Raw genomic sequence first — 25,790 nt, 5'->3', positions numbered from 1 at the left:
ATCAATATACCTCCCTGAAGATCAGTTTTTTCTGGGACCAGTCTGCCAGGGCCTTAAGCACAAAGTAGATGCACATATAGAAAAAGGCCACGGTGAAAAAGGCCTCTGTGGGCATGAACCGCTCAGAGGTCAGGGTCTGCCCGCAACGGGTCAGTTCGGCTACGGAGATCAGGGAGAGCAGGGCGGAATCCTTGACCAGAACAATGGCCTGGCCCAGCAGGGGCGGGATGGTGACCCCCAGGGCCTGGGGCAGGATGATAAAACGCATCCGCTGGAAATAATTGAGCCCCGATGAGATTCCAGCTTCGATCTGTCCCTGATCCACGGAGGTGATTCCGGCCCGGATGATCTCGGCAACATAGGCGCCGGAGTTGAGCATCAAAGCCAGTATCCCGGTCTGGATTTCAGGCATCCTCACCCCCAGGGTGGGCAGACCGAAGTAGAAAAAATAGATCTGCACCAGAAGCGGGGTGGACCGGATCAACTCGATGTAGGCGGTTGCCGAGATCTTTAATAGCTTATAGGGGGAAATCCGACAGGCGCATGCAAAGATGCCCGTTACCAGGGCCAGGAAAATGGAGACAATGGAAATTAAAAATGTGGAGCTTAACCCTTGTAAAAACATGGGCAGGTACTCCATGATGATTCTGAAATTAAAATTTGCCAGCATAAACCCATCCTTAAATCGGGCAGGCTCCAAAAAGGAGCCTGCCCGGCCGTTGTTCAGATCTTAAGAAACTTTGGGTAAGGATACCAAAGGATTAATGATCTTTTTTCCACTCAATGCCTTCCATCCAATAAGAGATGTTTTTGTCGTATTCTCCGTTGGCGCGGACGGTTTTAAAGTAGAGGTTGATCCACTGCCAGAGGTTGACGGACTCCTGGCGGACGGCAAAGGCGAGGGGATCCTTACCCTGGCCCAGGCGTTTGTCCAGCAGGCGGACAGAATTGGGGGGAAAGTCAGGCAAAACGGTGAGTACGGCAAGGTCGTCGTTGACCCCGGCATCCACATGGCCTGCGATCAGGGCCTGTACAACCATTCTTCCGCCGCCTTTATAAGATTTGATCTTGGCCTTGGGCAGGTATTTCTTGGCAATGGTCTCGCCTGTGGAGCCCAGGAGCACGCCCACGGTGACGTCGGGCTTGTTGACATCCTCAAGGGTTTTATAGGGCTTGTCGGTTCCGGTGAAGATACAGGGCTGAACATATATCCAGGGATCGGTAAAGGAAATTTTCAAGGCACGTTTCAGGGTGGGAGTCATGTCGGCGGCCAGAATATCGGCTTTTCCGGAGAGCAGTGCCGGGATCAGTCCGTCCCAGTCAAAGTCCAGAATTTTGAGTTTAACGCCCATGGCATCTGCCATGCCCTGGGTAAAATCAACCATGGAGCCGGCCGGTACGCCGGTTTTGTCCACAAAGGCGTATGGGGGGGCTCCGGACTGAACCGCCACTCTCAGTTCTCCGCGTTTCACAATGTCGGTCAGGGTTCCGGCGAAACTGATTCCGGTAAACACCAGAGCGGTGAGAACAGCGAGCATCAAGGATTTGAATTTCATTTTTTTCTCCTTTTTAAATTATGGTTTATACGGGTTCTGAAATCCTTATTCCAGAACCACCCGTTCTTCCTTAATCGATATGCCCCTTTGTTTTAGGGCCTCCAGAAAGGAGGCCGTTGGAATATGGGCCGTGGGGGAGAGGACACCTTTTTCCAATATTTCGCCTTTGGCAATCATCCTGGCTACAATGGCGGCGGTATAGCCCACCCCCTTGCTCATGGCCATGATGCCGGTCTCAAGATCCCGCTCAATGAGCATGGTGGAGGTCAGGCGGGTTTTTTTGCCGTCCATAATGCCTTCAAACACGTTGACCATGACCACCAGGTCTTTTTCCTCGGCCGTATATTGCAGTTTAGGACCTAAACATTTATCAAGAAGGTCAAGGGGGGAGCAGCCAAGGCCTTCCACCTTTGACTCGCTGACCAACCCTAGGGCCTTCATGGGGCGCCAGAAGTCGCTCCAGCCGGGCCATCTTAATGAGTAGCGACCTGTCTCCCGGATGGTCGGGGTGGCGCCCAGAAGATCGGTGAAGAAAACGGCATCCCCGTTGGGGTATGCCTCAAGGGTCCCCAGGCCCGGTACCTCCACCGGATGGATAAAGGCTTTGTCAAAAAGATCTTCGGCAGAGATATCGATGATTTTCCCTTGCTTAATGATTCTTGCGCTTCTGTTCAGGGCGCTTAGCACCCCTCGCCAGATCCAGGAGATCTTATAATTTAAGGGATTGGTACAGGCCTTTTTTTCAGGGAAGCCGCCGCAGTAGGAGTTAATCAGAGTAAGGGTTTCAAATCGGCGGCCGGCATCCCCGTAGATCACCAGGTCAATGCCCGGGTCCAGGCCGCATTCCGGCATGATGGCAATGCCGGCTTCCTTTGCCTGTTCGTCCAGGCGGGCCGTGTTGTGGGCGTAGTTGGTATTGACCACAGGCGTCCGGGTTTCCAGGGCCGCCTCGTAAACAGCTTCCTTGAAGTCCTTTGGCAGCAGGTCAATGACAATATCCACCTCTTTGTAAAGGGAAATCAGGTTTTCTTTTTTTCTGGCGTCAAGGGCCTGGGTCCTGACCTTGTCCATGGGGGTAAAGGGTTTGATCATGTCAAGGGCGTCAAAGGTAAGATCCGCGCAGATGATCTCTTTGACTTCCGGGTCCCGGGCCAGGTCATAGATGGCGGTCCTGCCCTGGATGCCGCATCCGCCCAAAATCAGTACTTTCATTTTTTCTCTTTCAATTTATAGGTTTAGTCTTCCGAACAGTTTTTCAAATGTGGTTCGGACGTGGGTTCTCATCTGTTCGCCTGCTTCGGACGAGTCTTTTTTCTCAATGGCCCGGACAATGTCGATATGCTGCCTGGGACCGATGAGCTGGGGGCCGGGATTGAGCCCCATATAGTCTCTGTCAAAGAAGCAGATATAGGTGTGGGACCGCCAGAAGCTGTGCCTGCAGTACTGCTCAATGTAGGGGTTTCGGCTCATCCGGGCAATGCCCATGTGAAACTCCTCGTTCAAAGAGAGGCTGGTGATTTTCACATCATCATTCTTGAGGCTGCCCAATGCCTTTTCCCTTTCGATCAGGTCAAAAAGGAAGTCAATATCTTCGGCAGTAGCGCAGTCTGCGGCAGTCGCTGCAGCCAGACCTTCGAGGTGCTCCCTGACATGGAAAACATGTTTGGCATCCTGGGGGCTGGGCAAGGGGATAAAGCAGCCTTTTTTCTTTTTTTTGTCCAGAAACCCTTCTGCCACCAGCTGACCAAGGGCATGGCGGACCGGGGTCCGGCTCAGTCCCAGTTCTTCTGACAATTCCGTCTCCAGAATGAACTCCCCCGGACTGAACTGATCTTTTAAGATCAGCTCTATTATCTTTTTGTAGGCAAATTCATCCAAGTTTTTACGGGCCATGTTTTTAATTCTCCTAAGGCAGACGGTAATGTATACATAAATAAATACATTACTGTGAGTCAACATAAATTTTATTTTTTTTAAACAGGAATTTTAAAGCAACCTGCCGTATGCGGTCTGGGCAGGGTGTTCAATAAAGGTTTTACGGTTTTATTTTGGATGTTGGAGGCAAAGGGAAAACCATTTCTTTTCCTGGGCGACCCACTTTCCAGACTGGCAGGATGATTTCTTTTTATTGGCGAAAAGAGGTAAGGGAAGCTATTAAAAATACCAGGTAGCCCAGGCTGAAATGGTGTCGGAAGGACCAGTGTAAACGTCTGTTCCCGGAATGGCAACTCCCCCGTACTCTGTACCGCGGCTTCCCCAGTTCAGGGTTGCTGTCAGGGTGATCCGAATATTGTCCGACCAATCATAGACCATCCGGGGCAGGAGCATGCCGGAGCCGTCTTCAAGGTTAAGGACTGGGGTGATATAGGCATTGACCAGGGGGTGGATCTCCAGGTTGAGATTGGCGCTGGCAACCCACCTGCCCAAGGCAAAGAGCTCTCCCCTGTCCAGGCGGTCGGACACGGCCGGGTCCGAAAGCATGTCCGTATAGTTCCCCCGGGAAATGCCGTTGTAATAGAGTTCCACATAGCCGTACCAGTTCCTGTTCAGCCAGATCCAGGAATAGTCCAGGTTGATCACGGATGAAAGGTAAAAGGACCGATCCTGGCTGGATTCGTCAAGAAAGGTGCCGGTCAGGTCCCATCGCCAGGCAGCCCCTCCCAGGTACCCCACGCCTCCGATTCCGGCAACCAGATCCCGGTAATGGCGGGCCGCCATGAGTTCGGCTTCCATGTCGCCCAAAAAGAAGTGGAGCTTTGTACCCAGGGAGTTTTCATCCAGGCCGGCATCCCCGGTAGCCGGATCCCTGCGGGCCACATAGATGAGTTCGATGTCCACTCCTTTCGCCGGGAACTGGACCAGAATGAGGTCGTCACCGGTCTTATACTCCCGCTCCAGGTCCGTGGGGGCAAAGGGATTGAAAAGATCCATGGGGTTGAAGGTAAATCCATGTCCCCAGGTCACGGCCTGACGGCCTAAGCGGATCTCCCCCCAGGACGGGGAGAAAGAGACCATGGCCCGGTCCAGGCGGTGAGAAACAAAGGAGTCCCTGTCCTGGTGCAGGGTGGCGGTGAGATCAAAGAACCGGCGGTCATCCCGGGGCGGGCTGAAAAGGCCGTTTGGGAAAAGAGACGGAAAGAGATCTTTGAGCCTTTCCCCGTCCCTGCGGGTACCGCTGCCTCCGGCCAGTGCCTCGTAGTTTACCTCCACATAGGTGGAATCGTTGAAAAAGGCCTTGTTGTTCAGGCGAAACTCCCCGGTTCCGTCCAGGTTGGGGGAAAGGCCGGTTGCCTCGTAGGCACTGCCGGAGCCGGGGAAAAGTGTCCGGGTGTATAATTTCAGGTGGCCGTCCCACTCCATTTCGGGAAGGTCCCATCCAAAACCCGGAGAAATCGGAACAAGTAAAAGAAAAAAGGCCATGGTTATGGCACGTATGGATCCCCGTCGGAACTGGCCTTTCCTATTTTGTATGGTCATCGCTTACCAGTCCGTCCTTGAGCCGGACAATTCTCCTGGCATGGTCCATCACCATCCGGTCATGGGTGGAGAAGATAAAGGTCACTTTCCGTTCCTGGTTCATCCGGGCCATCATCTCCAGGAGCTCCTGGCCGGTCTGGGAATCCAGGTTGGCCGTGGGTTCGTCGGCCAGAACAATGGACGGCTGGGAAACGATGGCCCTGGCCACGGCCACGCGCTGCTGCTGGCCGCCGGAAAGTTCCGCCGGCCTGCGGTCATGCATGTTTACCAGGCCCACTTCATCCAGAATGGCCCGGGCGCGATCCGCCCTTTCCCGGGCCGGTACGCCCTGCATGAGCATGACATACTCGACGTTTTCCCGGGCTGACAGCACCGGGATGATGTTGTAGGCCTGGAACACGAATCCGATTTTGTTCAAACGCAGGTTGGCCAGGCTGGACTGGGAAAGTCCGGTGATCTCCTGGCTGTCCAGGATGATCCTTCCCTGGGTGGGGGCGTCCAGCCCGCCGATCAGATTGAGGAGAGTGGTCTTGCCGGAGCCGGAAGGCCCGGCCAGGGCGGTAAACTCCCCCTTTGCCACGGAAAGGGACACGCCGGCCAGGGCGTGGACCAGCACTTTGCCCTGTTCGTAGGTTTTGCTTACATCAATGACATCAACCATATTCATGGGGTTCACTTCCATTTGATGGGTTCAGGTTCGGGCCATGGCCTCTACCGGGGTGATCTGTCCGGCCCTAGCTGCCGGGTACAGACAGACCAGGATGCCCAGTCCCATGATGACCGCGTTAACAGACAAAAGATCCCTGACCGTAAAAAAGGGGATGACCAGCCGGCCCATCCCGAAGAATTCCGATCCCTGGGCCATGAAGGACATGTCAATGCCGCCGGACAGGAGGCGGATGGTCAGAAACCCCAGGACATTTCCGGCGGCAAGGCCGATTACCAGGAGGACCAGACATTCCAGGAGAACGTTCCTGACAATTCGGACCGGTGTAAGTCCCAGAGCCTTGAGCAGTCCGAACTCCCGGGTTCTTTCCAGAACGGCCATGAGCATGGTGTTGACCAGGCCAAAGGCCATGGCCGTGAATACCACCAGGTACCAGAGCAGCATGAACCGGTCAAACATGTCCAGGTACCCCTTGAGCAGGGGGAGCATCTCGATCCAGGTCAGGACAGTGAGGTCCTTGGGCAGGTCCTTTGTGAGGGCCTGAGCCGCCTGCCCAAGGGCGGCCCGGTCCAGGGGATTCCTGTCCGGCAGCCGGATGCATGCAGATGTGACGCCGTCGCCTATGCCAAGGAGTTTCCGGGCCGCGGCAAGGGAGATGAACACGTACTTTTTTTCCGTGGCCTCCATTTCCGTCCGAAAGGTTCCCCGGATTTTATAGGCCCGGGAAGCGGTTTCCCGGTCTGCCCCCTGGGTCATGAGCACCAGCTTTCGGCCGATCTTGGTTTCAAAGGAATCCAGCAGGGCTTCGCCCACGACGATCCCGCGGTCATCGCCGGGATCGAGAAGGCGACCCTGGGCGATTGAATTTCCGTAAAAGGAGAGACCGGGTTCCTTTTCCGGGACAATGCCCACGATGGTGATTCCTTCGGAATTTCTGGCATTGGAGGCCACTCCATCCACCTGGATGCGGAAGGCCCATCGGGAGCCCGCGGGCAGATCGTGATTCAGCAGGTCTGCCACGGGCGCGGGATTGCTGATCCGGTTCTCCACCACCGGGTCATCCCGAAAGGCCGGATTCTGGATCTGGATATGGCCGGTCAGGGTGTTGAGGGCGTTTTCCAGGGTGGAGACCATCATGCCCCGGGACAGGGCGGTAAAGGCCAGCATGGTCCATGCCCCGATGATGACTGCCGTCAGGATGATGCCGGTTCTTTTTGGGTTTCGCCAGACATTTCGCCATGCCAAATAGAGATGCATAATTCCTCCTTATGCCGCCCGCATGGCATCCACCGGGGTGAGCCGGTGGACCTTGATTGCCGGAACCAGGGCCGTGAGTAGGGTAATGATAAAAACCACGGACGGTCCTGCCAGGGCCGTTGCCAGGCTCAGCTTCGGACGGATCACTCCGGGGATGCCGTACTGCCTCAACATGCCTTCGGCATCTCCCAGGGGGATGCCGGTATGCTGGGTCCAGAGGGTGATAATGCAGCCCAGAACAATCCCCAGAACAATTCCGCACAGGGTCAGAAATGTGGATTCAAACAGCAGCATCTTTGTCAGCCGTCCGGGATTGGCGCCCATGGCCATGAGGGTGCCGAATTCCCGGGTCCTTTCAAACACGGCCATGAGAAAGGTGTTCATGATGCTGAAGGCCACCATGACCATGAGGATGACGTAGAAGATGATCCCACCCCCAAGATCCATCTGGATGGACTGGATCAGCCCGGGGGTGAGCTCATCCCAGGACAGGCAGACCAGGCCGGGTTCAAAGCCGGGCCCTGCCAGCTCCTTTTGCAGGCTGTCCCTGACCTGCCCCACGTTCCAGAGCGAATCGCAGGTGATCACGGTTTCATGCACGGCCCGGCCCATGGAAAAAACGTTTTGAAAATGGGACAGGGGAACCTGGATGGCGGACCGGTCATAATCGTCCATCCCTGAGGAGAAAATGCCGGCCACCTTGAGGACAGTGGCGGCAACGGAACCGTCCAGGGCCGATCCCAGGACCACGAGTTCATCCCCTAGATCTATTTTCAGGTTCTTTGCCAGCAGAGCCCCGACCAGGGCGGTGTTGGTGTCCGAATCTTTCAAAAACCGCCCTTTCCGGACCGTGTCGGCCATGGTTGAAATCCGGGCTTCTTTCCCGGGATCGATTCCGGTGATCAGTCCGCCGTAGGTGCGCAGGTCTGACGAGAGCAGGGCAAAGGCATTGGCCCGGAAGGTATAGGCAGTGACATGGGGAGTCCGGTCAAGGATCCGGGCAAGGGGTTCCGGCTGCTGGATCGCTTTTCTGATCTTATGATCCTGGTTGTATCCGTTCCTGAGGATCTGGAGATGACCGGTCCGGGTCTTTACCGTTGCATTGATCATGACCTCATAGGTGCCGATCTGCATGGAAAGCATGAAGACCAGCAGCAGGCAGGCAAAGGCAATGGCCAGTATGGTCAGGATGGTGCGTCTTGGGTTGCGCCAGACATTTCTCCAGGCCATGAGAATTTCCATGGTCACCTCAGGGGTTTTTTCAGCGCGTTCAGGGTAAAAAAATTCTCCTGCAGGGGTACGTCAAAGTCGAGGCTTTCGTATTCCAGCAGGGTATAGTCTTCCTTGGATCCGGCATCCATGGACCGCATAATCCATTTCCCGGGAAAAGTTCTGCCACCCATGTTTCTGATCTCCGAGGTGGTCATGATCTTAATGGCTTCCATATCTTCATCAAAAAAAGCCTGCTCCATGAGCACCCCGTCCTCCCGGATTTTGAGCTTCTGCATTCCCCAGATCACCGGGGCTCCGGGCCTGGGAATAGATTTGATCTCATAGACCGTAAACCCTTCCCTGGTTTGGGTTCCCGCAATCTCGTGGGTATAGTCCACGAGAATGGTATCGGCCTTGGACAGGTCGTTGTTGGAAAAATCAGACCCCATCCAGGACTGGGACATCATGGAGGGGGGGATCTTGACCACCCGGTTGATCTTGGGGTTATAGGTCCACATGTCCCGGTCGATCTTCAGGGTGCCGTTGCCTTTGTCCTTTTTCGGGGAGATGATCTGGAAGATGGACTTCTCCCGCCCCCGGGTCCAGGCCTTGATCACGGATGTCCGCTCCCAGTCCGGGCGGTGAACCGTCATCCGGACCACCGATACCGAAGTTTTCCCCCGCATATAATCCCAGGCCCTGGTAATAATGGTCTCTGCGTCAGGTTCCCCTGTCGCGGCCGCGGATGGAACCAGGGCCAGGATCAGAGCCAGTATCAAAACCCGGTTTTTCAATATTAACGTCCTATGCTTTTCCAAAGTTGGACTCATCAGAGTTTCATTCCTTTGATCAGGATATTGATAAACCGCCCGGAAGCGGCCATCACATCAAACTCCCTGTCCATCCATGCCTGGAGCATCATTCCGTCCATGGCGCCGACGAGTCCGGCAGCAATGGAGAAAGCATCCAGATCCCCACGGAAAATTCCGGTTTCCCTTCCTTCGTCCACCAGGGCTATGATGATGTTCCTGAGGCTGTCGTACATGGACAAGAGCGCCGAACGGTACCGGTCCCGCATGGAAGGGTTTCCGGCAGCAGCCCAGAATTCCAGAAACACGGAAAAAGTGTCAATCTCCCGGTAAAAGGAGGAGATCAGGGATTCCAGAAGGGTCCTGAGCCGGTCTTCCGCATTTCCCCCAAGATCTTCCGCATGGACCATGGAGGCGACTGCCATCTGATCCACATACCATTGGAACAGGGCAAAGAAGAGATCTTCCTTGCTCCGGTGGTACTCGTATATGGTACCCTTGCCCACATCTGCTGCCCGGGCGATGTCGATGATTTTGGCGGCCGCATACCCCTTTTCCGAAAAAACGGTCAGGGCAGCGGCCAGGATGGCGGCCTGTTTTTTTTCCTTGTTTTCCTGTCTTTTTTGCATTTTTGACCTTTGAGTCGGTTGTTATTCACTTGTTTTGAATGTATTTTCTTTATTTTTATATTATTGACCGACCGGTCGGTATTTGTCAAGAAAAAATTTTTTGGAAAATCTTGATCCGGTTTCAACAGGGGGTGCGGGTTTCAGTCACAGACCTGGGAGTACTCTTTTTTATCCAAAAATAAAAAAAAGGCCGGGATATCAACATCAGACATCCCGGCCTTTTCCATTGTAAAGAATTTTTTGAATCAGGCGCTTTCCCCGGCCTCATCGGTCAGGGTGAGCCGCCGCCGCATGGTTTCATAGGTGCCGTAGGTCAGATAGCGGCCCTGACGGTCGGACGGGGTTAAAAAGGAGACCAGCTTGCGTTCCATCATCCTGGGGTGAAGGTCTTCGGACATGGCAAGGACGCCCTCGGTGATGATCTTCTGCAGGAAAAGTTCCTGCACGGTTCTTTCCCGGATGCTGGAGGCAAAGGGGAGAAACAGGAAATTGGCAAAGATGATCCCGTAAAGGGTGGATGTCAGGGCAATGGGTACAGTGGCCAGGATCACCTCGGAACTCCCCTGGCCGGCCAGCATGCCGATGAGCCCGACCACGCTTCCCACCAAGCCGAAGGAGGGGGCCACATCGGCCATGGTCTGGAGCACTCTCCGGGTTTCATCCCGCCGCACTCTGAAAAAGTACATTTCAGCGGTCAGGGACTCTTTGATCTGCTCTTTGGTGCATCCGTCCACCAATAGCCCCAGGGCCTGGCGCAGAAATTCGATGCCGGTTTCCTCTTCATCATTCTGAAGGGCCAGCAGTCCGTTTTTTCTCTTTTTTACGGAAAGGTCCACCAGGGTCCTGACGACTTTACCGGGGCTGATGATGGACCTGCCGTAGGAGGTCTTCAACACCTTGAAAAGGATTTCGATCCGGTTCATATTATAGCTTAAAAAGGTGGCCCCCAGGGTGCCGCCCACAACGATGAGGAATCCGGACATGTTCATGTAAAGTCCGGTGTTGCCGTGGATGAAAAAACCGGAAAGGAAAAGCAGAACACAGACGAGGATTCCAAAGATGTTTTTCCCGGCCTGGCGTAAGAACGAACCTTGATCTGAAGTAAACATTTTTCAATTCTCCGTTGATTATAATTGAATATATTGGATTAATATTTCTGTCGGGTCAGTATGAGTTCAACCCTTCTGTTCAGGGCCCGGTTGGTCGAAGTGTCATTGGGGCGGAGAGGTTCATGGAAGGAGTGGGCCGTGACAAATATCCTGTTTTCGTCCACCTTGCATACCTCGGTCAGGTACCGGGCCACCCGGACCGCCCTCTGGGCCGAAAGATCCCAGTTGGTGGGAAAGCTCCCTGAACGGGTCGGGGTATCGTCGGTGTGGCCGGCCACATTGATCCTGTACTCATTGTCACTGAGGGCCCTGGCGATCTGGTCCAGCTGGTACCGGGCCCCCAGTTTGAGGTTGTCCCTGCCCGGATCAAATAAAAGGTCTGCCGCCAGGATGATCTTGATCACCTCGCCGTTGACCAGTTCCACGGCAATGTTTTCATCCACCATGATGTCCTTGACCGCCTGCTTTGCCCGGTCAAAAACCTCTGCGGGCCTGCTTTGGGTGTTGATGTTCAGGGTCTGGCCCGAGCCTTGATCAGAGATCCTGTTTTTGGCGGGGCCGGGGCCGAGCCGGATATCCTTATCCCCGATCTGGTAGATATACATCACGGCAAACAGGATAAACATGGTCATCATAAGATCGGACCAGGATACAGACCACTTGTTCTGCTGCTTTTCCTCCGGAAATGTGAGAACATCATCGTAAAAATCAATAACCGGATCTGACTTGTTTTCTGGACTGCCCTTCGGGTCTGGTTTCATGTTTCTTTGTTTCCTGAAAGCTAAAATTGAATCCCAAGTAAAAAAATTATCGTTATATTTCAATCGGATAAAATATGGGTTTCTTTAACAGGAGTTTAAAGGAAAGGGAGGACCGGCGTGCAGGGACCCGGACCGGAAAAGGGGAAGGCAAAAAGAGCCGGGGATCAGATCTGCTTGATGATGGGAAAGGCCCTGCAAAGGTCAAGAACCTCTTCCCTGATTCCGGCCAGGACTTCTTTGCCGGTTGAATTGACCATGGCCGAATCCATGAGCCGGGCGATTCGTTTCATTTCAGCAGCGCCCATGCCCCGGGCAGACAGACCATTGGTTCCCAGCCTGATCCCGCTGACCCGGCCCGGGGTCTTTTCGTCCTGGGGCACCAGATTCCGGTTCAGGACAATTCCCACGGATTCCAGGCGGGTTTCCGCAAATTTGCCAGACATTTCCCTGGCGGTCAGATCCAGGAGGACCTGGTGGTTGTCCGTGCCGCCGGTGACGATGCGATACCCCATTTCCTTGAATTCCCGGGCCAGGGTCCGGGCATTTTCAATGGTTTTTTTCTGGATGGAAATAAATTTTTCTCTTGTTGCGATTTTAAAAATCAAAGCTTTGGCCGCCAGAAGGTTGACGGCACTGGTGCCCTGGCATCCCGGGAACACGGCCTGGTCAATCTTTTTTCCGTATTTTTTCCGGCAGAGGATCACGCCCCCCCTGCCCCCGATCATGGTCTTATAACAGGTAAAGGTGACAAAATCGCAAAAGGGGACCGGGCTGGGGATGGCCCCGGCAGCCACCAGTCCGGCCAAATGGGCCATGTCCGCCATGAAAAAGGCGGAGACTTCCCGGGCAATTTCAGCCATTTTTTCATAGTCGATGAGGCGGGGATAGGAACTGGCACCGGCCACGATCATTCGGGGATTTAATTGCCGGGCCATTTGCCTGACCCGGTCATAGTCGATGCGTTCGGTTTTTGAATCCACCTTATAATGGGAGAAATCAAAGCATCTGCTGGTGATGGAGGCGGAATGCCCGTGGGAAAGATGTCCACCGTGGGGCAGGCTCATGGAGAGAACCCGGTCCCCCGTTTCAAGGACACTGAAATATACGGCCAGGTTGGCCGAGGTTCCGCTGTGGGGCTGGACATTGATGTATTCGGCGTTAAAAAGTTTTTTTCCCCGCTGCCTGGCCAGGTCTTCCACCTGGTCCGCATGGACGCAGCCGGCATGGAAGCGGCCGCCCGGATACCCCTCTATGGTCTTGGTGTTGAATATCGATCCCAGGACCTCGTTTACGGACCGGGGCGCATGGTTCTCCGCCGCGATCAGGTTCAGGGTGGTTTCAAGCCTTTTTTCTTCGTCGATGACAAGCCCGGCCAGTTCCGGGTCGTCCTGGGACAGGTATCTCATTTTGGATTTCTCCTTTTGATTTCCTGTGCGAGTTGGTTTTTGGACCAGGCCGCCTTATTTTTGGATTTCTTCTCCCTTCTTGTCAATAGAATTCAGGGGAAAATGGCAGGCCACCTGTCCGTTGGTCCGGGTTTTGACAAGGTCCGGGGAAAGGGACCGGCAGATCTCCTGGGCATGGGGACACCGGTTTTGAAAGACGCATCCCCCGGGAAGATTAAAGGGGGTGGGCACCTCTCCCTCTATTTTCGGGGCGGGTTTGCGGGCAAAGGGGTCTGCGGTGAAAAGGCTGTCCAGGAGGAGCTGGGTATAGGGGTGGCCGGGCTTTTGTCCCGAAAGTTTTCCCGAAGTGATTTCAACGATTCTGCCCAGGTACATGACAATGATCCGGTCACAGAAATAGTCCACCAGGGCCAGGTCATGGGAGATGAACAGATAGCTCATGTTGAACCGCCGGCGAAGCTTCCGGAGCAGGAGGACGATCTGGGCCTGGACCGAAACATCCAGGGCGGCTGTAGGCTCGTCCAGGATAATGAATTCCGGGGTCATGGCCAGGGCACGGGCAATCACGGCCCGCTGTTTCTGACCGCCGGACAGCTGATAGGGATAGGCCCGGCAGTGTTCGGGCTTTAGGCCTACCATGTCCAGGAGTTGGAAAATCCGGTCATTCCTTTTCGCGGTGGTTATTTTTTCCTTCTGGATTTTGAACACCTCTGCCAGGCTGCGGAAAATGGAGTTGCGGGGGTCCAGGGAGGAATGGGGGTCCTGGAAAACCATCTGCATCCTTCTTCTCAGGCGGCGCAGACGGGTTTTGCCCATGGCGGTGATGTCCAGGCCGTCAAAGAGGATCTGTCCCCGGGTGGATTTGATCAACCCCAGGATCAGCCTGGCCAGGGTGGATTTCCCGCATCCGGACTCCCCCACCACCCCCAGTGATTCTCCTTTGAACAGATCAAAGGTCAGATCATTAACCGCCTTGACTTCACCGATTTTTTTGTGGAGCAGACCGCCGGTCACGGGATAGAATTTGGATAAACGGCTTACCTGGACCAGGGGCTTCATAAAGTCTTCCTCCACTGGGGCGAGAATTGGTGGCAGAGAACCCGGGAGCCCGGATCTGTCCGGATGATCTCCGGCGGAATCTTGCGGCACAGAGGCCCAGCGTCCGGGCACCGGGGATGGTATCGGCATCCCTTTGGGTATGTCCGGACGCTGGGAACATTGCCCGGAATGGCCTTGAGACTGTCGGCCTCCATGTTCAGGACCGGAATGCAGTTGAGCAGGGCCTTGGTATAGGGATGGCCGGGACGGGCAAAAACCGATTTGACATCCCCGATTTCCACCAGGTTGCCGGCATACATGACCGCCACCCGGTCGCATAGATTGGCGATTACCCCCAGGTCATGGGTGATCATGATCAGTCCCAGGTCCATTTTTTCCACGGTCTGCCGGAACAGTTCGACGATCTGGGCCTGGACCGTTACATCCAGGGCAGTGGTGGGTTCATCGGCAATGAGGAGCCTGGGATCGGCACACAGTCCCATGGCAATGACGATCCTCTGCTTGAGTCCCCCGGACAGCTGGTGGGGGAACTGGTGGAATACCTTTTCGGAATTGGGAATCCCCAGGGAGGACATCACATTGACGGCCCGTTCCCGGGCCTGTTCCCGGGACAGGTCCGTATGAAGCTGCAGTCCCTCTACGATCTGGTGACCCACCCGGTAAACCGGATCCAGGGAGGTCATTGGATTCTGGGAGATCAGGGAAATTTGGTTTCCCCTTAACTGCTGGTATTCGGGTTCGGATAAAGAGAGCATGTCCCGGCCCATGAAGGAGATTTCCCCTGAAGAGACCCTGCCGTCCAGAAAGGGGAGCAGCCCCATGACGGCCTGGGCGGTCACGGATTTCCCGGAACCGGTTTCTCCCACCAATCCCAGGATTTCTCCGGCCTCAAGCTCAAAGCTGACTCCGTTCAGGGGCTGGACGATTCCGTCCCGGGTCTTGAATTCAACCTTGATGTCCTTTAGGGTGAGCAGGCTCATTTTAGGGTATCCTCGCGAATGTCCATGATATCCACCAGGGCGTCTCCAAACAGGTTGAATCCGACCACGGTGATCATCATGGCCAGACCCGGAAAGATGATCACCCAGGGGGAGATGAACAGATAGGCCGTGCCGTTGCTCATCATGGCCCCCCAGCTGGGCAGGGGGGGCTGGGCTCCCATGCCCAGGAACCCCAGGGTGGCTTCCAGGACAATGGCCTGGCCGATGCCGATGGTTGCCGCCACTATGACCGGGGCAATGGCATTGGGAAAAAGATGTTTGAACAGAATCGTAAAATCTGTGGCTCCCAGGGACCTTGTGGCCTCCACATAGGTCTCGGTCTTGAGCATGAGGATCTGGCCCCGGATGAGCCGGGCATACTGGGCCCAATAGGTCAGGGCAATGGCAATAATCACGCACTCGAGTCCGGCCCCGACAATGGCCACCAAAAGCAGCGCCACCAGGATCTCAGGCAAAGACCAGGTCAGGTCCGTGACCAGGGAGAGGAACTGGTCCAGCCATCCTCCGTAGTATCCGGCCAGAGAGCCCAGGATCACGCCGATGACAACGGAAAGCCCCACGGAAACGACGCCCACATATACGGATATCCGGGATCCGTACAGGATCCGGCTGAACACATCCCTGCCGAACTCGTCGGTGCCCATGAGATGATCCTTGGACGGCGGGGAGTTCATGATGCTCAAATCCTGCTCTTTATAAGAGTAAGGCGCCACCAGGTCTGCGGATAACGCCACCAGGATCAGCCCCAGGATGAGAATGACACCCAGGATTCCGGCTTTATTGGATTTCAGTTTTTTAATGCGCCGGAGCCACCTGTTGGATGGCGGTTTGATCTGTTTTTCCGTATTTTCCGTAATGCTCATGGCAGGAGGATCTTTCCTCTAATCATTGTCAAATCTCCATTCTTAATTATGCTGATCCCTTACCCTGGGATCGGTTAGGGCGTATAAAACATCGGCCAGGAAAGTGCCCATCATGATGCCCATGGCCAGAAGCAGCATGGCCCCCTGGATCACGGGGTAATCCCTTCGGAAGAGTCCGGTGATGAGCAGCTGGCCCAGGCCGGGCCGGCCAAATACGATTTCCACGGTTACAGCCCCGCCAAGGACCCATCCGATGCGGAGTCCCAGAATGGTGATCACCGGGATCAGGGCGTTTCTTAAGATATGCTTGAGCAGGATGGCCTTTTTGCCTAAGCCCTTGGCATGGAGCATGACGATAAAATCCTTGGATGCCACCTCAAGCATGGCCACCCGGGTGACCCGGGCGATGAGGCCTGCACCCCCCAGGCCGACGGTGACGGCCGGCAGGACCAGGGAGGAGAATGTGCCGGATCCGGACACCGGAAACCAGGAGACCCAGACCGCAAAGAAGAGGATGAGGATCAGGCCCAGCCAGAAGGCCGGGATGGTCACCCCGAACAGGGCGATGAGCATGGCCACATGGTCGAATATGGTGTTCTTGGTCGCAGCGGAGATGATTCCCATGGAGACCCCCAGGACAAAGGAGAGCACAATGGCGGACAGTCCCAGGGAGAGGCTGTAGGGCAGATGGTGGAGCAGCAGTTCCGTGACCGGACGCTTTTCAATGATGGAACGCCCCAGGTCTCCCTTGAACATATTTTTCAGCCAGATCAGATATTGAACCGGAACCGGCTTGTCCAGATGGTATTTTTCAATCAGTTTTCGTTCATGGGCCTTGGTCATACCCGGCCCCATGAGGTTGTCGATGGGATTGCCGGGCACAATGTGAATCAGGGAAAAAACGATGACAGACACCACGAAAAAAATGGGGATCATCAGTAAAAAACGGCGGATTACGTATACCCACATGGATAGATTACTCTATTTTGGCTCACCCCTTGATTTTCCGGAGCTAACCGGAAAATCAAGGGGTTCGGGTTAATCAGTTAAAGACAAATGCACTTATTTGAGATCCCAGTCCAGAACACCCATGCCCATAAACCGCCTGTCCAGGCTGTCCTTGGGATAAACCAGGCGCTTGCCCACGGCAAACACCTTATCCGGAAGGTAAAAGGGAGCCCAGAGGACCTGGTTCAGCACGTAGGTATGGTATTCCTTGAAGTTTTGAATCCGCTCTTCTTGGGTCCTGGATCTTGTCATGGCCTTCTGCATGAGATAGTCTGACTCGTTGTCATGCCACATGCATGCATTGGGATAGCCCAGGCGCTTGGAGTTGAGGAACCACTCCAGGATATCTGCATTGTCCCATTCATAGGAGCGGACCGCCAGCTGATGTTCCCCTTTTTTATAAAAGGCCCGGATGGAAGAGGGATCCATGAGGTTGATTTCGGTCTCAATGCCCACGGCGGCCAGCTGGGCCTGGATGACCTCGGCAGACCTGCGGTAGGAGGATTCGTTCTTGGCCAGCATTTTGAGCTTCAGCCGGTTCCCGTCCTTGTCCGTCCTTACTCCGTCGGGTCCCATTTTCCAGCCGGCTTTGTCCAGGGCAGCCTTGGCCCCTTCCGGATCAAACCGGATTTCATCCTTGGGATCCACCTTGGAGGAAGGGAGGGAGTCGATCAGATAGGTATAGGCCGGCTTGCCGGCGCTGGCAAATACGTTCTTGGTGATGCTCTCCTGGTCCACGGCCAGGGCAATGCCCTTTCTGACCAGGAGATTGTCCAGGGGCGGGGACTGGGTGTTCATGATCATATGGTATAGGGTGAGCCCTGGCAGCTGGACAATACTGAGGTTTTTGTCTTTTTCGATTTTATCGATGAACATGGTGGGAACGGCGAATACAACATCCAGTTTCCCGGTTTTCAGTTCCAGGAACCTTGTGGATTCCTCCTTGATGTCCTTGTATACAACCTTGTCGATGACGGCAGGCCCCTTATTCTTGACATGACCGGGCCCCCATTTATAGTCGGGATTCTTGACCAGGACCAGTTCATTTCCCGGAGACCAGGATTCAAACTTATAGGGCCCGGATCCCACCACATATTTGATTCCGAACTCCTCACCGTATTTTTTATAGGCTTCCATACTGGGAACACACATAAAAGACTGGGAGAAATTGTACAGCATATTGGGGTCCGGGTGCTTCATGTGGATGAGCACGGAATAGGGCCCGGTGATCTCCACGTTGTCAACGGCCCCGACCATATAACTTGAAGGGCCGGTTTCCATTTCCTTTAAAAACCATTTGACCACTTCCGAATTAAAGGGACTTCCGTCGTGGAAACGCACCCCTTTTTTCAGGTTCATGGTCCAGGTCATGCCGTCCTCGCTCACGCTCCAGGATTCGACCAGGCCGGGATAAAATTTTCCGTCCAGCCCCCATTCGATGAGTCTGTCAAAGAGAATGTACATGGCTTCGTGGCTGAGTTCAACCTTGATGGGATTAAAGGTGGTGACCCCCAGTTCATTGGGATCACCGGCCGCATACACGGTTTTTTGAGCCTTTGCCTGGGCCGGAGCCAGGGCAAAGATCAGGATCAACAGGATAAAACCTATACGAATTACAGTTTGTTTCATTTACTCCTCCTTGGGGTTAACCGTTTGAATATAGAACAACAGGCTCCTTGGCCATGTTCAGAGCCGACTTAATTTTTATAGAGTCTTTTGCCGGGCCGGTCTCCGGTCAGCGCTCCGTCCCGGACCACGGCCCGGCCGTTGACAAAGACATGGGGAATGCCCTGGGCGGTCTGGTGGGGCCGGGTAAAATCGGCCCGGTCCAGGACTTTATCCGGATCAAATAGGACCAGGTCGGCTGCCATGCCTTTCTCGATCCGCCCCCGGTCCTTGAGGCCCAGCTTTTGGGCGGGCAGCCCGGTCATTTTATATACGGCCAGTTCCAGGGAGAGGATCTTCTTCTTCCGGACATACCGGGCCAGAACCCTGGGAAAAGTTCCGTAATACCGGGGATGAACCGGGACTCTTCCGGTAATTCCTCCCGGGGTTACGGAACATCCGTCTGATCCGATCATGCCCATGGGGTGTTGGAGAATGGTCATAAGATCCTCCTCGGACATGGCAAAGACGATCATGCCAAGCCCGTCCTTTTCTTCACAGAACAGGGTAAAGAGGGTTTCAATGGGATCGCATGTCTTGGCCCGGGCTGCTTCCGCAACTGTGGACCCGTTCAGGCCTTTATTTTCCGGAAGGGAAAATCCCGTGAGCAGCACATCTTCCCAGCTTAAGCCCTCCATGGGGTTGTCCCAGTCCATGGAGGTCATGTCCCGGGCTACCTGCTTTCGGGTTTTGGGATTGGAAAGAATCTGTTTGAGTCTGGATGCCCCGGCCTCCTTGGCCCATGTGGGAAAGATCTCTATGAGCCCCGTGCTGTAGGCCGTGTAAGGGTATTGATCAAAGTGAACATCCAGGCCTTCCCCACGGGCCTGGTCAATCTTCTCCAGCAGGAGGGCGCCCTTTCCCCATATGGCAGGGGATTCGCATTTGAGATGGGAGATTTCAAGGGAGGCCCCGGATTTCCGGGCCACGGACAGGGCCTCGTCCACGGCCTCAAATAAGAATTTTCCCTCGCTTCTCATATGGGTTGAGTAGACCCCCTCATATCGGGGAAGAACACCGGCCAGTTCAGCCATTTCACCCTTTTGGGCAAAGGCCCCGGGGTGGTAGACCAGGCCCGAGGAGAGCCCGAAAATCCCTTTTTCCATTTCATCCCGCAAAAGAGCCTTCATCTTTTGGATCTCATCCGGTCTCGGGGGGCGGTCTGAATATCCCATGACATTGGCCCGCAGGGTGGAGTGGCCCACCAGGGGAACGATGTTTAGAGCCGTTCCCTGTTCCGACAGCCGGGTATAGAACTCATCCAAGCTATTCCAGTTCCAGTCTTCGGGGTTGAGTTCCCGTTTATAATGCTTGCCCAGGTCGCTCATGTACTCCATGAACGCCTCTCGGAAATCTTCACAGACCGGCCCGGGCGATCCGCCGCAATTGCCCGTGACTTCGGTGGTTACTCCCTGGGTGATCCTGGATTCAGCCCCGGGGGAGAGCAGCAGAGTAAAGTCCGAATGGGTGTGAATGTCGATAAATCCCGGGCAGAGGGTAAGGCCCTTCCCATCCAGGATTTCCGGGCTGTCCAGATTTAGGTTCGCAGCCACATGGGAGATCCTGCCCCCGGTGATACCGATGTCGGATGCAAAGGCCGGCCTTCCGGTTCCGTCGATGACGGAAACGTTTTTGATGATGAGGTCAGGCATTTGAACCTCCGCTTTCCGGCTGCCGTCTTGAGGTGTCCGGAAAATTTTTGTGATTCCGGATGAATTTTGCTACCACCGGAAGGATTCTCCCCATCCCTGCCGGGGAGTTTTCCAGGGGCAGAATCACCGGGATATTTATTCTTTCCTCAAGATCCCGGCCGTATCGATGAAGTTCTTCGCAGGAGCCTCCCTGCCCGTTGAGGGTGACGGCAATGACCCGGGAGCCGTAGAGTTCCACCAGCCGGATTTCGGTTTCAAGGTCCGGGAGCAGGCATTTAAACTTTTCCCCGCCGTCCACATACTTTCTGAACGGAGCATGCTGGAGAATCACTCCCTTGATGTTCCCGGATAAGATGATCTCGGATCCGCAGGGGCCTAAGGGGTTTCGCAATGCAGACTGGCCCTCCACGATGATCAGGTCCGGTCCGGCCTCCTGTTCGCAGCGGACAATGGCGTCTTCCAGTTCGCCGCTGACAAAATCATTCAGGGTGGAATCCAGGATAAACCCATAGGGATTGCCCTGGAGCCATCCGGTCTGGCCGGTGTAGATCATCCGGACTCGAACCCCTGACGGCTCACAGGCCTCTAAAATGAGCCGGGAGGTGGTCCGTTTTCCCAGGGCGCAGTCTGTGCCCAGAACGGCAATGCGGGGGATCTTCATGTCAAAGATCCGGCCGGACCAGAAACAGAGTTGGTCAAAGGGTTTGGATTTCCGGATATCAATGATTTGTGCCCCGTTTTTTTGGGCGGCTTCCCGGAATGCGGGAATTTCGCTTAAGTGCATGTGCATGCCGTTGACAATGGAAATCCCCCGGTTGAGTATATCCATGGCAATGGCCTGCCATTCCTCGTCCAGCCGCCCCCCGCAGAGGGCCACCCCGATAACGGCAAAATCCGGTTTTTTCCCTTTTTCATCCAGGTAGGCATCCATGTGGGCATATACCGGAATGTTGCGGCGGATTCCTTCCAGGACTTCTCCGGCGTCTTTTCCTGCATGGTTCCCATCAATGACCCCGGTGACCTGAAACCGTTCCGTTCCCCGGATCAGGCCGTGGGCGGTTTTTGCATCGGCCGCGGCCAGGAGACCATTGGTCAGAAGTACGGCTGTTCCCATCATGATTTGATTTTTATCGGTTTCCATTAAATTCTTGTCACTCCCAATCCGGGCTGGTCCGTGGTTCTTAGGTTTCCGTTTTCCAGGATAAATCCGCCTTTTACAATGTCCCTGGCCAAATCCAGGCTGCCGTCAAGATCCAAATACCGGGTGGCCGGGGAGGCCAGGGCCGCATGCAGGGCGGCGGCAATGCTGACAACGCTCTCGTCCATACATCCCCACATGAGGTCAATGCCGGAAAGACGGGCCAGTCGGGCAATATCCAGACCCGGTCCCATGCCTCCGCATTTCATGAGCTTGATGTTGAAAATTCCAAAAGGCCGGGGTTCCTGGAGCAGGGCCGGGACATCCGCCGGGGTGTGAAGGCTTTCATCGGCGGCGGACAACATTCTCATGGACCGGTCAAGGGCCTGCATCTCCTTGAGCTGGTCCGATTTTAGGGGCTGCTCGGAAAACTCCACGCAATCTTTTGTCTGTTTGAAAAAACGGGCAAAGTCCCTGGCAGAGTACCCCTGGTTGGCGTCCACCCGGATACGGACGGACGGGCCGAAGTCTTCCCGGACCTTTAGGACCCGTTCGATGTCCCCTTCCAGGTCGAGCCCGGTTTTGATCTTGAGGATGGTAAACCCCCTTTCCACATACTCCCGGGCCTCTTCCAGGGTTTGGTCAAGGTCCATGATGCCGATGGTGATGGATGTGGGCAGGGAGTCATGGGCCCGGCCCAGGATATCGGCCAGGGGCAGGCCCAGGGTTTTTCCGGCCAGATCGTGGAGGGCGATGTCTGCCGCTGCCATGGCCGCCGGTGTTCCGTCCAGGCCGGTCTGCAGGGATCTGAGCAGGGAAGGCGTCATCCGGATGTCCTTTCCTTTGAGAAAAGGGTTCAGGCCCTCCAGGGCTTTCATGCTTTTTCCCATGGTTTCACCGGTGACCTCCGGTGCCGGGGATCCGGCTCCGATCCCCGTGATCCCGTTATCCCCTTCAAGGGTCACAAAAATGTTCTCCACGGCATCCACGGTCTCATAGGCAATGGTATAGGGCCGGGTCAGCTTGAGGTCCTCTTTCCAGAATTTAATCTCTTTTATTTTCATTCGTCGATCCAGCCTTTGATTTTCGGGGGCAGGCAGGTCCATTTCCGCCGGGTGTTGGTCACCATGAAGGACTCGGCATGACTGATCCCGTCTATCTGGCTCATCTGTTCTTCATAGAACTTGAACATCCACTCTATACCTTCGGTGACGATGACTTCGGCAAAAATGTCGTAACGGCCGGTGACGGCCACGGCCCAGTGAATGTTTTCAAATTCCATGAGCTGGTCAATGACATCTCCCATTTTTCCATTGTCGTCCACCCGGATGGCAATGATGGCCGTCAGGGTGTCTTTGACCTTAAAGGTGTCCACCAGGCCAGCCACTTTGAGCACCCCCCTCTTAATGAGGGAACCCAGCCGGGTATGAACCGTGGGGGCGGAGACATCCAGCTTTTTTGCGATCTCTTTGGCCGGCATCCTCCCGTCCTGGGAAAGGAGTTTGATCATCCGCCGGTCTATGGTGTCTATGTCTTTGTTTTCCATAATTTTTTTAAAAATAGGGGTTAAGGGTAAATCCGCTTGGTGACAGGGATCTTTCCGTACAAATCGCCTGCCGCTTCACAAAGTTATTTTATTTAATTAAAATTCATACGGGATATATTTTGTATTTATAAAAATAAAATGTCAATAATTTTTATTTAATTAATGTAAAATTGATTTGATAAGGTCGGATGAAGTTGTTTTTTGGGTGTAACTCATATATTTTAAAGGAAACCGATGAATAAAGAGGTTGGATTCCCGTGAAGAAAAAATTGATCCGGCAGATTCCGGCAGATCAGCGCCCCAGGGAAAAGCTTCTGGAGAAGGGCGCCGGGATTCTTTCGGACAGGGAGCTTCTGGCAATTCTCCTGGGCAAGGGGACCCGGGACATGGATGTGCTGGCCCTGGCCGAAAAGCTGATCCCGGTCATTGATCAAAGAGGGTTTAATCTCACGGTGGAGGATGTAAAGCCGTTCAAAGGAGTGGGGGATGCCAAAGCCGCCCTTATCCTTGCGGCCATGGAGTTTACCCGGCGCAGGGTCAGACCCGAAGGACTGAAGATCACCCGGCCCGAAGATCTGTTTCCCCATGTCCGCCACTATGCTGACCGGAAACAGGAGCATTTTCTATGCGCTTCGGTGAACGGCGCCAATGAGGTGATTCAGATCCGGGTGGTGTCCATCGGTCTGGTCAACACCACCCAGGTCCATCCCAGGGAAGTCTATGCCGATCCTCTCACGGACCGGGCTTCGGCAATCATTGTGGCCCATAACCATCCCTCGGGAGATTTAAGCCCCAGCAAAAGCGATATCGCCATGACCCGGCGTCTTTTCAATGCCGGGGATATCCTGGGCATCCGTTTTCTGGATCACCTGATTTTTAATCGGGATGCGTATTTCAGTTTCAGGGAAAACGGGTGTTTAGGAGAGGTCTCGTCCGGATAGGACTTTTTTGCTATAAGGGCCATGGGATTTTGCCCGGGTTCAGGAGGCCGGCCGGATCATGTTGACCTTGAATTCGGTTTCGCAGTAATTTCCCCTGAGGTATACCTTTTCTGCCGGCCGGGTATAGCAAATTTTAAAATTAAAATCATTCAGCCTGGAATAAAATTTTTGAAACACTCCGGTATCGGTCTCCAGGTTGACCCGGCATCGGTCGGGCAGGTGGAACATGGATACGGCATGGTGGATTATCATGTAAAAGCAGGCGGCAGAAAGGTATTTACAGTTCAATTCTTTGTAGATCTCAGGATAGAATTTGGAAACGTATAGACTGTCTGAAAAGGTTTCATGGGAGACCACCAGGGACCTTGAAAAGGGTCTTGGGTCTTTGGGGGTACTGAGAAAATACTCCAGGCAGGACAACTCCTGTTCAAAGGAAATTGAAAACCGGCTCAGCAGAATGGGGATCTGTCTGGTTAAGAATGGGGATCTGTGGGGAAGAGTCAAGGCCGGGCCCCCTAGTTTGTTTTTTTTCTGGGACTTCGCAAGAGGTTGGCCTCTCCTTTGAAATCAAATTTTTCGTACCATTCCGTCAACAATCCGTAATTCATATGGGGGTCTTTGCCGTTGGGCATGAAAACCGGACTGACACTCAGGTGAATATTAAAGCAGTCTGCTTTCCGGCAGAGTTCCTGAAGAATTTGGGATCCTTTCCCTTGCCGGGTCACAAAGGAACCGATGTGATAGATATGAACCGCTTTTTCCCCATTGGAAACAGCACCCATGGCGACAATTCCAATGGGTTTTCCATGGACGTTCTGGAAGATGAAGGGGTAGATCTCAGAGAGATTCTGATGATACCCGACCCCCAGGGAGACCCTGCCCCTGTATTTTTGATAAAAATAATCGACATAATCCATCTCCCGGGCCATGGGATTTTCAGTTATTGAACCGGGTTTCTCAGTTTTCCGGCCCTGATTTTCCCCTCCGTCCCCCATGGAGGCTTTATCTGGGACAGGAATGGGTTCCGGGTTGAGTATCCCATGGCCGGCCAGCCAGAGAGTCATGGGGCCGGATACTTCCAGACACCTGGAAACGGCCCGGGAGAGTTCAAGTCTGTCGGTTTCCAGATGAAGCTGGCGGCTTATATCCAGAAACAGGTCCCTTGCCGATTCAAACACATGGTTTCTGGCTGAGGAGGATTCGATCCGGGCATGAAGGTTATCGGCATGAAAGGCAGCCCGGCATTCCGACGCGTCAAGGGAGTTCCAGGCCCGGCAGATAAAGGGGCGGACCGGATAGATCCGGCAGGCGCCGTCCCTTAAAAATATACAGGGCGTTTTTTCTTTTAGATCAAATTTTTCTTCCAGGGTTTTGCCCCGGATTAATCTGTGTTTGGTTTTGATTTTTTCTCTTAAAACCGTAAGTTCCGAATCCGTGAATTGATCCTGAACAAAGGAATAGATCAACAGGGCCTCAATGGGCAAAATGGTAATATGCGAGTAACAGCAGAAATCACAGCCGTTGCGGCAGGAAACCTGAGGGGCCTGTCCGGATTCCTCAAGGTCCTGGATGATGTTCTGGACATACTCCATGACCTCCACCGCTACGGAAAGAACCGAGTCCTTGAGAAAGCCATGGTATACTTTTTCCAGAAAAATTTTTTCCAGAATGGTTTTGAATAGATCCTGGTCGGCCGGGCCCTCTGATTCTTTCATACAACCTCGAAGGTGCAAGACAGAAAGGATTCCGTAAACGAACCAAAAGGCTGTCTGAACTTACATGTAAATGGTATTCACGTTTAGAAAATTTAAATTTTCCAATATGCCTGGAGTCTATCCGATTCCCTGTTTATGAGCAAGATTTATTATCCCGGTCCCGGCAACTGTTTCATGGGAGGCTTGCAGAGCCGGGCTTTTTATTTGTTTTGAGTTTTCAGGTCAAACCTGTTATACAAAAGGGATCAGCAGGGTGCGTGCACAAAGGATACGCCCCTGCTGTTATATCATTCCATGATTTTTCCTTTATTTTCAACGG

At 54.1% G+C, this 25,790-nt stretch carries 25 protein-coding genes; 1 reads left to right on the top strand and 24 read right to left on the bottom strand.

Features of this window, described 5'->3' with window-relative positions:
- Window position 1: 1 nt before the first annotated feature.
- The 22 genes from F608_RS0112105 to F608_RS0111995 form a co-directional block, all read right to left on the bottom strand.
- Entirely contained in the window at window positions 2-670 is a 669-nt protein-coding gene (locus tag F608_RS0112105; protein ID WP_027362693.1) for an amino acid ABC transporter permease, read from the bottom strand.
- A 91-nt stretch (window positions 671-761) separates the two neighbouring features.
- Window positions 762-1,556 carry an ABC transporter substrate-binding protein gene (locus tag F608_RS0112100; RefSeq protein WP_022665905.1) on the bottom strand — a complete coding sequence of 265 codons (795 nt, stop codon included), beginning with the start codon at window positions 1,554-1,556 and terminating at the stop codon, window positions 762-764.
- A 45-nt stretch (window positions 1,557-1,601) separates the two neighbouring features.
- Window positions 1,602-2,768, bottom strand: a complete 1,167-nt coding sequence (locus F608_RS0112095) for a saccharopine dehydrogenase family protein (protein ID WP_022665904.1) — start codon at window positions 2,766-2,768, stop codon at window positions 1,602-1,604.
- 15 nt (window positions 2,769-2,783) lie between these two features.
- On the bottom strand, window positions 2,784-3,449 hold the full coding sequence (locus F608_RS0112090; RefSeq protein ID WP_022665903.1) for a GntR family transcriptional regulator: 666 nt from the start codon (window positions 3,447-3,449) through the stop codon (window positions 2,784-2,786).
- A 261-nt stretch (window positions 3,450-3,710) separates the two neighbouring features.
- Window positions 3,711-5,033, bottom strand: coding sequence for a hypothetical protein (locus F608_RS0112085; RefSeq protein ID WP_022665902.1), 1,323 nt, complete (start codon window positions 5,031-5,033; stop codon window positions 3,711-3,713).
- Window positions 5,017-5,700 (bottom strand): ABC transporter ATP-binding protein, encoded by a 684-nt coding sequence (locus F608_RS0112080; protein ID WP_022665901.1) that lies wholly within the window; start codon window positions 5,698-5,700, stop codon window positions 5,017-5,019. Before F608_RS0112080 ends, F608_RS0112085 begins: the two co-directional genes overlap by 17 nt.
- 24 nt (window positions 5,701-5,724) lie before the next feature.
- Entirely contained in the window at window positions 5,725-6,957 is a 1,233-nt protein-coding gene (locus tag F608_RS0112075; RefSeq protein WP_022665900.1) for an ABC transporter permease, read from the bottom strand.
- Window positions 6,958-6,966: 9 nt separating this feature from the next.
- Window positions 6,967-8,199 (bottom strand): ABC transporter permease, encoded by a 1,233-nt coding sequence (locus F608_RS0112070; RefSeq protein WP_022665899.1) that lies wholly within the window; start codon window positions 8,197-8,199, stop codon window positions 6,967-6,969.
- 2 nt (window positions 8,200-8,201) lie between these two features.
- A complete protein-coding gene (locus tag F608_RS0112065) occupies window positions 8,202-8,963 on the bottom strand; it encodes an outer membrane lipoprotein-sorting protein (RefSeq protein WP_022665898.1) in 762 nt (253 codons plus the stop codon).
- Between the two features lie 35 nt (window positions 8,964-8,998).
- Window positions 8,999-9,607 carry a TetR/AcrR family transcriptional regulator gene (locus F608_RS34725; RefSeq protein WP_022665897.1) on the bottom strand — a complete coding sequence of 203 codons (609 nt, stop codon included), beginning with the start codon at window positions 9,605-9,607 and terminating at the stop codon, window positions 8,999-9,001.
- Window positions 9,608-9,852: 245 nt separating this feature from the next.
- Window positions 9,853-10,716: a motility protein A gene (locus tag F608_RS0112050; RefSeq protein ID WP_022665896.1), complete on the bottom strand. Its 864-nt coding sequence runs from the start codon at window positions 10,714-10,716 to the stop codon at window positions 9,853-9,855.
- 38 nt (window positions 10,717-10,754) lie between these two features.
- On the bottom strand, window positions 10,755-11,477 hold the full coding sequence (locus F608_RS34720; protein WP_022665895.1) for an OmpA/MotB family protein: 723 nt from the start codon (window positions 11,475-11,477) through the stop codon (window positions 10,755-10,757).
- Window positions 11,478-11,641: 164 nt separating this feature from the next.
- On the bottom strand, window positions 11,642-12,883 hold the full coding sequence (locus tag F608_RS0112040; protein ID WP_022665894.1) for a serine hydroxymethyltransferase: 1,242 nt from the start codon (window positions 12,881-12,883) through the stop codon (window positions 11,642-11,644).
- 54 nt (window positions 12,884-12,937) lie between these two features.
- Window positions 12,938-13,942, bottom strand: coding sequence for an ABC transporter ATP-binding protein (locus tag F608_RS31665; protein ID WP_033398109.1), 1,005 nt, complete (start codon window positions 13,940-13,942; stop codon window positions 12,938-12,940).
- Window positions 13,939-14,922: an ABC transporter ATP-binding protein gene (locus tag F608_RS0112030; RefSeq protein WP_022665892.1), complete on the bottom strand. Its 984-nt coding sequence runs from the start codon at window positions 14,920-14,922 to the stop codon at window positions 13,939-13,941. The genes F608_RS31665 and F608_RS0112030 overlap by 4 nt, the downstream gene beginning before the upstream one ends.
- The gene (locus F608_RS0112025) at window positions 14,919-15,806 is read right to left on the bottom strand and encodes an ABC transporter permease (RefSeq protein WP_022665891.1); all 888 of its coding nucleotides are present in this window, start codon (window positions 15,804-15,806) and stop codon (window positions 14,919-14,921) included. The genes F608_RS0112030 and F608_RS0112025 overlap by 4 nt, the downstream gene beginning before the upstream one ends.
- 42 nt (window positions 15,807-15,848) lie before the next feature.
- Window positions 15,849-16,775, bottom strand: coding sequence for an ABC transporter permease (locus F608_RS0112020; RefSeq protein ID WP_022665890.1), 927 nt, complete (start codon window positions 16,773-16,775; stop codon window positions 15,849-15,851).
- Window positions 16,776-16,868: 93 nt separating this feature from the next.
- Complete coding sequence (locus F608_RS31660; RefSeq protein ID WP_022665889.1) at window positions 16,869-18,443, bottom strand: ABC transporter substrate-binding protein; 1,575 nt, start codon at window positions 18,441-18,443, stop codon at window positions 16,869-16,871.
- Window positions 18,444-18,511: 68 nt separating this feature from the next.
- Window positions 18,512-20,131 (bottom strand): N-acyl-D-amino-acid deacylase family protein, encoded by a 1,620-nt coding sequence (locus F608_RS0112010; RefSeq protein WP_022665888.1) that lies wholly within the window; start codon window positions 20,129-20,131, stop codon window positions 18,512-18,514.
- Entirely contained in the window at window positions 20,124-21,272 is a 1,149-nt protein-coding gene (locus F608_RS31655; RefSeq protein WP_022665887.1) for an N-acetyltransferase DgcN family protein, read from the bottom strand. Before F608_RS31655 ends, F608_RS0112010 begins: the two co-directional genes overlap by 8 nt.
- The gene (locus F608_RS0112000) at window positions 21,272-22,333 is read right to left on the bottom strand and encodes a mandelate racemase/muconate lactonizing enzyme family protein (RefSeq protein ID WP_022665886.1); all 1,062 of its coding nucleotides are present in this window, start codon (window positions 22,331-22,333) and stop codon (window positions 21,272-21,274) included. The genes F608_RS31655 and F608_RS0112000 overlap by 1 nt, the downstream gene beginning before the upstream one ends.
- The gene (locus tag F608_RS0111995) at window positions 22,330-22,815 is read right to left on the bottom strand and encodes an Lrp/AsnC family transcriptional regulator (protein ID WP_022665885.1); all 486 of its coding nucleotides are present in this window, start codon (window positions 22,813-22,815) and stop codon (window positions 22,330-22,332) included. Before F608_RS0111995 ends, F608_RS0112000 begins: the two co-directional genes overlap by 4 nt.
- Window positions 22,816-23,072: 257 nt before the next feature.
- Between F608_RS0111995 and radC the strand changes: the two genes are divergently transcribed.
- The gene (gene radC / locus F608_RS0111990) at window positions 23,073-23,756 is read left to right on the top strand and encodes a RadC family protein (protein WP_022665884.1); all 684 of its coding nucleotides are present in this window, start codon (window positions 23,073-23,075) and stop codon (window positions 23,754-23,756) included.
- Between the two features lie 39 nt (window positions 23,757-23,795).
- On the opposite strand, the gene F608_RS31650 is transcribed toward radC, so the two are convergent.
- Together F608_RS31650 and F608_RS0111980 are read right to left on the bottom strand one after the other, a co-directional pair.
- Window positions 23,796-24,260: a hypothetical protein gene (locus tag F608_RS31650; RefSeq protein ID WP_022665883.1), complete on the bottom strand. Its 465-nt coding sequence runs from the start codon at window positions 24,258-24,260 to the stop codon at window positions 23,796-23,798.
- Between the two features lie 11 nt (window positions 24,261-24,271).
- Window positions 24,272-25,471 carry a YkgJ family cysteine cluster protein gene (locus F608_RS0111980; RefSeq protein ID WP_022665882.1) on the bottom strand — a complete coding sequence of 400 codons (1,200 nt, stop codon included), beginning with the start codon at window positions 25,469-25,471 and terminating at the stop codon, window positions 24,272-24,274.
- Between the last annotated feature and the right edge of the window lie 319 nt (window positions 25,472-25,790).

It is taken from the genome of Desulfospira joergensenii DSM 10085, from assembly GCF_000420085.1.
In the GTDB taxonomy this organism is placed as follows: domain Bacteria; phylum Desulfobacterota; class Desulfobacteria; order Desulfobacterales; family Desulfobacteraceae; genus Desulfospira; species Desulfospira joergensenii.
Note: the sequence above shows the minus strand (reverse complement) of the source record. Positions and strands in the feature narration are given on the sequence as shown.

What these genes read in the sequence shown, in the direction of transcription:
- F608_RS0112040 (WP_022665894.1), bottom strand. Translation starts at nt 12,883, where the DNA reads ATGAGATACCTGTCCCAGGACGACCCGGAACTGGCCGGGCTTGTCATC.
- F608_RS0112075 (WP_022665900.1), bottom strand. Translation starts at nt 6,957, where the DNA reads ATGCATCTCTATTTGGCATGGCGAAATGTCTGGCGAAACCCAAAAAGA.
- F608_RS31660 (WP_022665889.1), bottom strand. Translation starts at nt 18,443, where the DNA reads ATGAAACAAACTGTAATTCGTATAGGTTTTATCCTGTTGATCCTGATC.
- F608_RS34725 (WP_022665897.1), bottom strand. Translation starts at nt 9,607, where the DNA reads ATGCAAAAAAGACAGGAAAACAAGGAAAAAAAACAGGCCGCCATCCTG.
- F608_RS0112050 (WP_022665896.1), bottom strand. Translation starts at nt 10,716, where the DNA reads ATGTTTACTTCAGATCAAGGTTCGTTCTTACGCCAGGCCGGGAAAAAC.
- F608_RS0112095 (WP_022665904.1), bottom strand. Translation starts at nt 2,768, where the DNA reads ATGAAAGTACTGATTTTGGGCGGATGCGGCATCCAGGGCAGGACCGCC.
- F608_RS0112030 (WP_022665892.1), bottom strand. Translation starts at nt 14,922, where the DNA reads ATGAGCCTGCTCACCCTAAAGGACATCAAGGTTGAATTCAAGACCCGG.
- F608_RS0112105 (WP_027362693.1), bottom strand. Translation starts at nt 670, where the DNA reads ATGCTGGCAAATTTTAATTTCAGAATCATCATGGAGTACCTGCCCATG.
- F608_RS0111980 (WP_022665882.1), bottom strand. Translation starts at nt 25,471, where the DNA reads ATGAAAGAATCAGAGGGCCCGGCCGACCAGGATCTATTCAAAACCATT.
- F608_RS0112020 (WP_022665890.1), bottom strand. Translation starts at nt 16,775, where the DNA reads ATGTGGGTATACGTAATCCGCCGTTTTTTACTGATGATCCCCATTTTT.
- F608_RS0112025 (WP_022665891.1), bottom strand. Translation starts at nt 15,806, where the DNA reads ATGAGCATTACGGAAAATACGGAAAAACAGATCAAACCGCCATCCAAC.
- F608_RS0112100 (WP_022665905.1), bottom strand. Translation starts at nt 1,556, where the DNA reads ATGAAATTCAAATCCTTGATGCTCGCTGTTCTCACCGCTCTGGTGTTT.
- F608_RS0112070 (WP_022665899.1), bottom strand. Translation starts at nt 8,199, where the DNA reads ATGGAAATTCTCATGGCCTGGAGAAATGTCTGGCGCAACCCAAGACGC.
- F608_RS0112010 (WP_022665888.1), bottom strand. Translation starts at nt 20,131, where the DNA reads ATGCCTGACCTCATCATCAAAAACGTTTCCGTCATCGACGGAACCGGA.
- F608_RS31665 (WP_033398109.1), bottom strand. Translation starts at nt 13,942, where the DNA reads ATGAAGCCCCTGGTCCAGGTAAGCCGTTTATCCAAATTCTATCCCGTG.
- F608_RS0112085 (WP_022665902.1), bottom strand. Translation starts at nt 5,033, where the DNA reads ATGACCATACAAAATAGGAAAGGCCAGTTCCGACGGGGATCCATACGT.
- F608_RS0112090 (WP_022665903.1), bottom strand. Translation starts at nt 3,449, where the DNA reads ATGGCCCGTAAAAACTTGGATGAATTTGCCTACAAAAAGATAATAGAG.
- F608_RS34720 (WP_022665895.1), bottom strand. Translation starts at nt 11,477, where the DNA reads ATGAAACCAGACCCGAAGGGCAGTCCAGAAAACAAGTCAGATCCGGTT.
- F608_RS0111995 (WP_022665885.1), bottom strand. Translation starts at nt 22,815, where the DNA reads ATGGAAAACAAAGACATAGACACCATAGACCGGCGGATGATCAAACTC.
- F608_RS31655 (WP_022665887.1), bottom strand. Translation starts at nt 21,272, where the DNA reads ATGGAAACCGATAAAAATCAAATCATGATGGGAACAGCCGTACTTCTG.
- F608_RS0112080 (WP_022665901.1), bottom strand. Translation starts at nt 5,700, where the DNA reads ATGAATATGGTTGATGTCATTGATGTAAGCAAAACCTACGAACAGGGC.
- F608_RS0112000 (WP_022665886.1), bottom strand. Translation starts at nt 22,333, where the DNA reads ATGAAAATAAAAGAGATTAAATTCTGGAAAGAGGACCTCAAGCTGACC.